This window comes from Antarcticimicrobium luteum (genome assembly GCF_004358185.1).
GTDB classification, from domain to species: domain Bacteria; phylum Pseudomonadota; class Alphaproteobacteria; order Rhodobacterales; family Rhodobacteraceae; genus Antarcticimicrobium; species Antarcticimicrobium luteum.
The window spans coordinates 1-5,815 of the sequence record NZ_SMUV01000019.1; the positions used below are offsets into that span (position 1 = coordinate 1).

A 5,815-nucleotide genomic window follows, 5' to 3' on the forward strand; every position below is an offset into this window, starting at 1 on the left:
CGGGTCAGCGCAATTTCGATTTTGTTCTTGGATTTTTGTTAACATCGACAGAGAGAAAGGGGAGACTTTATTAGGTTTGGCGGTGACCTACTCTCCCACGTCTTAAGACGCAGTACCATCGGCGCGACAGCGCTTAACGGCCGGGTTCGGGATGGGACCGGGTGTTTCGCTTGTGCTATGACCACCAAACCGAATAAAGTCTCCCCCTGGCCGATGCGGAGCAAGGGCCGGGGTATCAATCAAGTCCAAGTCGTTTCACTTTGGTGTGTATGCTTTTGATTTGGCAGAAGTCTGTCTTCTACTGGATCAAATCAAGCCTATCGGACAATTAGTACCGGTCAACTGAACGCATTGCTGCGCTTACATCTCCGGCCTATCGACGTGGTGGTCTACCACGGTCCTCAGGGATACCTTGTTTTGAGGGGGGCTTCCCGCTTAGATGCCTTCAGCGGTTATCCTGTCCGATCATAGCTACCCAGCACTGCTATTGGCATAACAACTGGTCCACCAGTGGATCGTTCACCCCGGTCCTCTCGTACTAGGGGCAACTCCTCTCAAGTATCCTACACCCACGGCAGATAGGGACCGAACTGTCTCACGACGTTCTAAACCCAGCTCACGTACCTCTTTAAACGGCGAACAGCCGTACCCTTGGGACCTGCTCCAGCCCCAGGATGAGATGAGCCGACATCGAGGTGCCAAACACTGCCGTCGATATGGACTCTTGGGCAGTATCAGCCTGTTATCCCCGGCGTACCTTTTATCCGTTGAGCGATGGCCCTTCCACTCGGGACCACCGGATCACTATGGCCGTCTTTCGACTCTGCTCGACTTGTCAGTCTCGCAGTCAGGCTGGCTTCTGCCATTGCACTCAACGAGCGATTTCCGACCGCTCTGAGCCAACCTTCGCGCGCCTCCGTTACGCTTTAGGAGGCGACCGCCCCAGTCAAACTACCCGCCACGCAGGGTCCCGGATCCGGATAACGGACCGCGGTTAGACATCAAGAGTGCGAAGGGTGGTATCTCAAGGGAGGCTCCACAGAAACTGGCGTTCCTGCTTCAAAGCCTACCACCTATCCTGCACATCACAATCCTGATGCCAGTGCGAAGCTGTAGTAAAGGTGCACGGGGTCTTTCCGTCTAACCGCGGGAAGCCTGCATCTTGACAGGCAATTCAATTTCGCTGAGTCGATGTTGGAGACAGCGGGGAAGTCGTTACGCCATTCGTGCAGGTCGGAACTTACCCGACAAGGAATTTCGCTACCTTAGGACCGTTATAGTTACGGCCGCCGTTTACCTGGGCTTCAATTCAGAGCTCTCACCCCTCCTTTTAACCTTCAGGCACCGGGCAGGCGTCAGACCCTATACGTCGTCTTGCGACTTCGCAGAGCCCTGTGTTTTTAGTAAACAGTCGCCACCCCCTAGTTTGTGCCCCCCACCCACAGTTGCCTGCGAATGGGGCCTCCTTCTCGCGAACTTACGGAGGTATTTTGCCGAGTTCCTTCAACATCGTTCTCTCAAGCGCCTTGGTATTCTCTACCAGTCCACCTGTGTCGGTTTAGGGTACGATCTTACGGAGGGCTATTTCCAGGAACTGATCAGCGGCCCACCCAATCCGATAAGGGCGAACAACCTTCACAATCCGTCACATCCTCCTGGCCCAGGAATATTAACCTGGTTCCCATCGACTACGCCTTTCGGCCTCGCCTTAGGGGTCGGCTTACCCTGCTCAGATTAGCTTTAAGCAGGAACCCTTGGACTTTCGGCGGGAGTGTCTCTCACACTCCTTGTCGCTACTCATGTCATCATTCTCGCTAGTGATCTCTCCACCGGATCGCTCACGCGCCGGCTTCACAGAAAGCCTCTTGTGTCCAATACTCCCGAAGGAGTGAAGGACACATGAGACTATGTCACACTACGCTCTGCTACCATGCCTTACGGCATCCTCAGCTTCGGCTCATGGCTTGAGCCCCGTTACATCTTCGCCGCAGGACAACTTATTTAGACCAGTGAGCTGTTACGCTATCTTTAAAGGATGGCTGCTTCTAAGCCAACCTCCTGGTTGTTTTGGTCGTCCCACCTGCTTTCCCACTTAGCCATGAATTAGGGGCCTTAGCTGGAGGTCAGGGTTGTTTCCCTCTTCACTACGGACGTTAGCATCCGCAGTGTGTCTGCCATCTATTACTCCCGGGTATTCGGAGTTTGGTTAGGATCAGTAAGCCTGTGGGGCCCCATTACCCATCCAGTGCTCTACCCCCCGGGGTATTCGGATGACGCTCTACCTAAATAGATTTCGCAGAGAACCAGCTATCTCCGAGTTTGATTGGCCTTTCACCCCTAGGCACAACTCATCCCGACCTTTTTCAACAGGTGTGGGTTCGGACCTCCAGTAAGTGTTACCTTACCTTCATCCTGGTCATGCCTAGATCACTCGGTTTCGGGTCTGATCCCACGAACTCATTCGCCCTATTAAGACTCGCTTTCGCTGCGCCTACACCTAACGGCTTAAGCTTGCTCGTGAGACCAAGTCGATGACCCATTATACAAAAGGTACGCCGTCACCCCGCAAGGGGGCTCCGACTGATTGTAGGCGTTCGGTTTCAGGTACTGTTTCACTCCCCTCGTCGGGGTGCTTTTCACCTTTCCCTCACGGTACTGGTTCGCTATCGGTCAGTAAGGAGTACTTAGCCTTCGAGGGTGGTCCCCCGATCTTCAGACAGGATTTCACGTGTCCCGCCCTACTTAATACGTCCCATCGAACTTCCCGTACGGGGCTGTCACCCGCTATGGCCATGCTTTCCAACATGTTCCGGTCATTCTCAAGGCTCGGCTGGTCCCCGTTCGCTCGCCGCTACTAGGGGAGTATCAATTGATGTCCTTTCCTCCGGGTACTTAGATGTTTCAGTTCCCCGGGTTTGCTCTTATAACCCTATGTATTCAGGTTATAAGTACCTGGTTTACACGCTTATTTTGTCCTACCGCTTCGCTGCCCGAGGACGAGCCTCAGAAGCTTACAGCAGAATAAATAAGAGTGTATCAGGTGGGTTGCCCCATTCGGAAATCCTGGGATCAAAGCCTATTCTCGGCTCCCCCAAGCTTATCGCAGAGTATCACGTCCTTCATCGCCTCTTACTGCCAAGGCATCCACCAAACGCCCTTCTCGCGCTTGATTTGATCCAGAAAAAGAAAGACTTGCGTCCTTCGCGCCGCAGAAGCTGGTAAGAAACTACGGCCTTATTCTGAACCAAAAGCATACTATCCCGCTCGGTTCCGAAGAACCGAACATTTTTGGTTAGTGTACTTGACTTGGACAACGTTGCTTCGTTTCAGCCGGGATATGCGCAGCGGGCCGAGGAAACAGCCCGAAGAACACCTTCCACCCGAGGGCGGAACCAACTGAGATCCTGCTGCTACTTCAGCGGATCAAAGCAAGTTGATTGATTTCTCTCTATACGATGTCAATGCGTCCGGATTGGACGGTCAAACACTGATGGCAGTGCTTGACGATCAAATCCGACGGGAAGTGGTGGAGCCTAGGAGGATCGAACTCCTGACCTCCTGAATGCAAATCAGGCGCTCTCCCAGCTGAGCTAAGGCCCCATAAGAAATGGTGGGTCGAGGAGGACTTGAACCTCCGACCTCACGCTTATCAGGCGTGCGCTCTAACCACCTGAGCTACCGACCCAAGTACAGACCGGTAGGTCTGTGGTGTTCTGAAGAGATATGAGGACGGCCTGGTCCGTGTTTTGACCGGCTTTGTATGCCGATCTTGCTAAGTGACCCTCGTGATCAGCAAGCTGATCAATCCAGGTCATCCTTAGAAAGGAGGTGATCCAGCCGCAGGTTCCCCTACGGCTACCTTGTTACGACTTCACCCCAGTCGCTGATCCTACCGTGGTTGGCTGCCTCCTGCGAACAGGTTGGCGCACCACCTTCGGGTAGAACCAACTCCCATGGTGTGACGGGCGGTGTGTACAAGGCCCGGGAACGTATTCACCGCGTCATGCTGTTACGCGATTACTAGCGATTCCGACTTCATGGGGTCGAGTTGCAGACCCCAATCCGAACTGAGACAGTTTTTTGGGATTAACCCATTGTCACTGCCATTGTAGCACGTGTGTAGCCCAACCCGTAAGGGCCATGAGGACTTGACGTCATCCACACCTTCCTCCCGCTTATCACGGGCAGTTTCTTTAGAGTGCCCAGCCGAACTGCTGGCAACTAAAGACGTGGGTTGCGCTCGTTGCCGGACTTAACCGAACATCTCACGACACGAGCTGACGACAGCCATGCAGCACCTGTCACCTGGTCTCTTACGAGAAAGCTGAATCTCTCCAGCGGTCCAGGGATGTCAAGGGTTGGTAAGGTTCTGCGCGTTGCTTCGAATTAAACCACATGCTCCACCGCTTGTGCGGGCCCCCGTCAATTCCTTTGAGTTTTAATCTTGCGACCGTACTCCCCAGGCGGAATGCTTAATCCGTTAGGTGTGTCACCGAATAGCATGCTACCCGACGACTGGCATTCATCGTTTACGGTGTGGACTACCAGGGTATCTAATCCTGTTTGCTCCCCACACTTTCGCACCTCAGCGTCAGTATCGAGCCAGTGAGCCGCCTTCGCCACTGGTGTTCCTCCGAATATCTACGAATTTCACCTCTACACTCGGAATTCCACTCACCTCTCTCGAACTCAAGACTACCAGTATTAAAGGCAGTTCCAGGGTTGAGCCCTGGGATTTCACCTCTAACTTAATAGTCCGCCTACGCGCGCTTTACGCCCAGTAATTCCGAACAACGCTAACCCCCTCCGTATTACCGCGGCTGCTGGCACGGAGTTAGCCGGGGTTTCTTTACCAGGTACTGTCATTATCATCCCTGGCGAAAGAGCTTTACGACCCTAAGGCCTTCATCACTCACGCGGCATGGCTGGATCAGGCTTGCGCCCATTGTCCAAGATTCCCCACTGCTGCCTCCCGTAGGAGTCTGGGCCGTGTCTCAGTCCCAGTGTTGCTGATCATCCTCTAAAACCAGCTATAGATCGTAGGCTTGGTAGGCCATTACCCCACCAACTACCTAATCTAACGCGGGCCGATCCTTCTCCGATAAATCTTTCCCCCGAAGGGCGTATACGGTATTACTCTCAGTTTCCCGAGGCTATTCCGTAGAAAAGGGTACGTTCCCACGCGTTACTAACCCGTCCGCCGCTCGCCCCGAAGGGTGCGCTCGACTTGCATGTGTTAGGCCTGCCGCCAGCGTTCGTTCTGAGCCAGGATCAAACTCTCAAGTTGAAAAGCGCTTGCACGCTTATCCTTGACGTTCGAACCTCTGCACATCGTTCCGACCGGCTAAGGTCGGAACAGTCATCTGTTTGATGTGCTTCAGGTCTCCTAAGAAACCAGAAGCCGTACAAACAGTGAAGCTGACACCGGTCATCGGGTCGAAACCCTACCGGCGCGATATGCGAGACTGATCCATCGAAATAGACCAAACCGCCCACATATCTCTTCAGATATTAGCAATTTCAAAGAGCGTAGAGACAAAATCGACTGGATGCGCCCTAACTTACCGGCGCGCCCCGCCTCAACTGCCTCTAATTTTCTTACCATCCAGTCCCTTGGAGCACCGCTCCGCCGTCCCGTCTGGCGTCCCGTTGTGCGCCTCAGCGCCGCCGGTGAAGGGGTGTCTAAAGTTTACCGCCAAAACCCGCAAGCGCTTTTTTCACTTTCATCCATCTTTTTTTCAAAAACACAGAAAACAACCTGTTTTCAACGCTTTAAAAGTGAAGACCCCAGCAGGAGCCGCAGTGCCCCTCTGCC

1 protein-coding gene, 2 tRNA genes and 3 rRNA genes are annotated in these 5,815 nt (G+C 53.7%); 1 reads left to right on the forward strand and 5 read right to left on the reverse strand.

Annotated features, from left to right (window positions below; all coding sequences use genetic code 11):
• Positions 1 to 74 precede the first annotated feature (74 nt).
• From rrf to E1832_RS00310, 5 genes are all read right to left on the reverse strand, one after another.
• A 5S ribosomal RNA gene (rrf, locus tag E1832_RS00290) occupies positions 75 to 189 on the reverse strand.
• Positions 190 to 307: 118 nt separating this feature from the next.
• Positions 308 to 3,172 (reverse strand): 23S ribosomal RNA (locus E1832_RS00295).
• 352 nt (positions 3,173 to 3,524) lie between these two features.
• Positions 3,525 to 3,600: transfer RNA gene (locus E1832_RS00300), tRNA-Ala, on the reverse strand.
• A gap of 8 nt (positions 3,601 to 3,608) precedes the next feature.
• Positions 3,609 to 3,685, reverse strand: a tRNA-Ile gene (locus tag E1832_RS00305).
• Between the two features lie 136 nt (positions 3,686 to 3,821).
• A 16S ribosomal RNA gene (locus E1832_RS00310) occupies positions 3,822 to 5,287 on the reverse strand.
• The 16S, 23S and 5S rRNA genes sit together here with 2 tRNA genes alongside, the layout of an rRNA operon.
• Before the next feature lie 326 nt (positions 5,288 to 5,613).
• Between E1832_RS00310 and E1832_RS22660 the strand changes: the two genes are divergently transcribed.
• On the forward strand, positions 5,614 to 5,815 hold a 202-nt coding region (locus E1832_RS22660; protein ID WP_206020965.1), incomplete at its 3' end, for a hypothetical protein.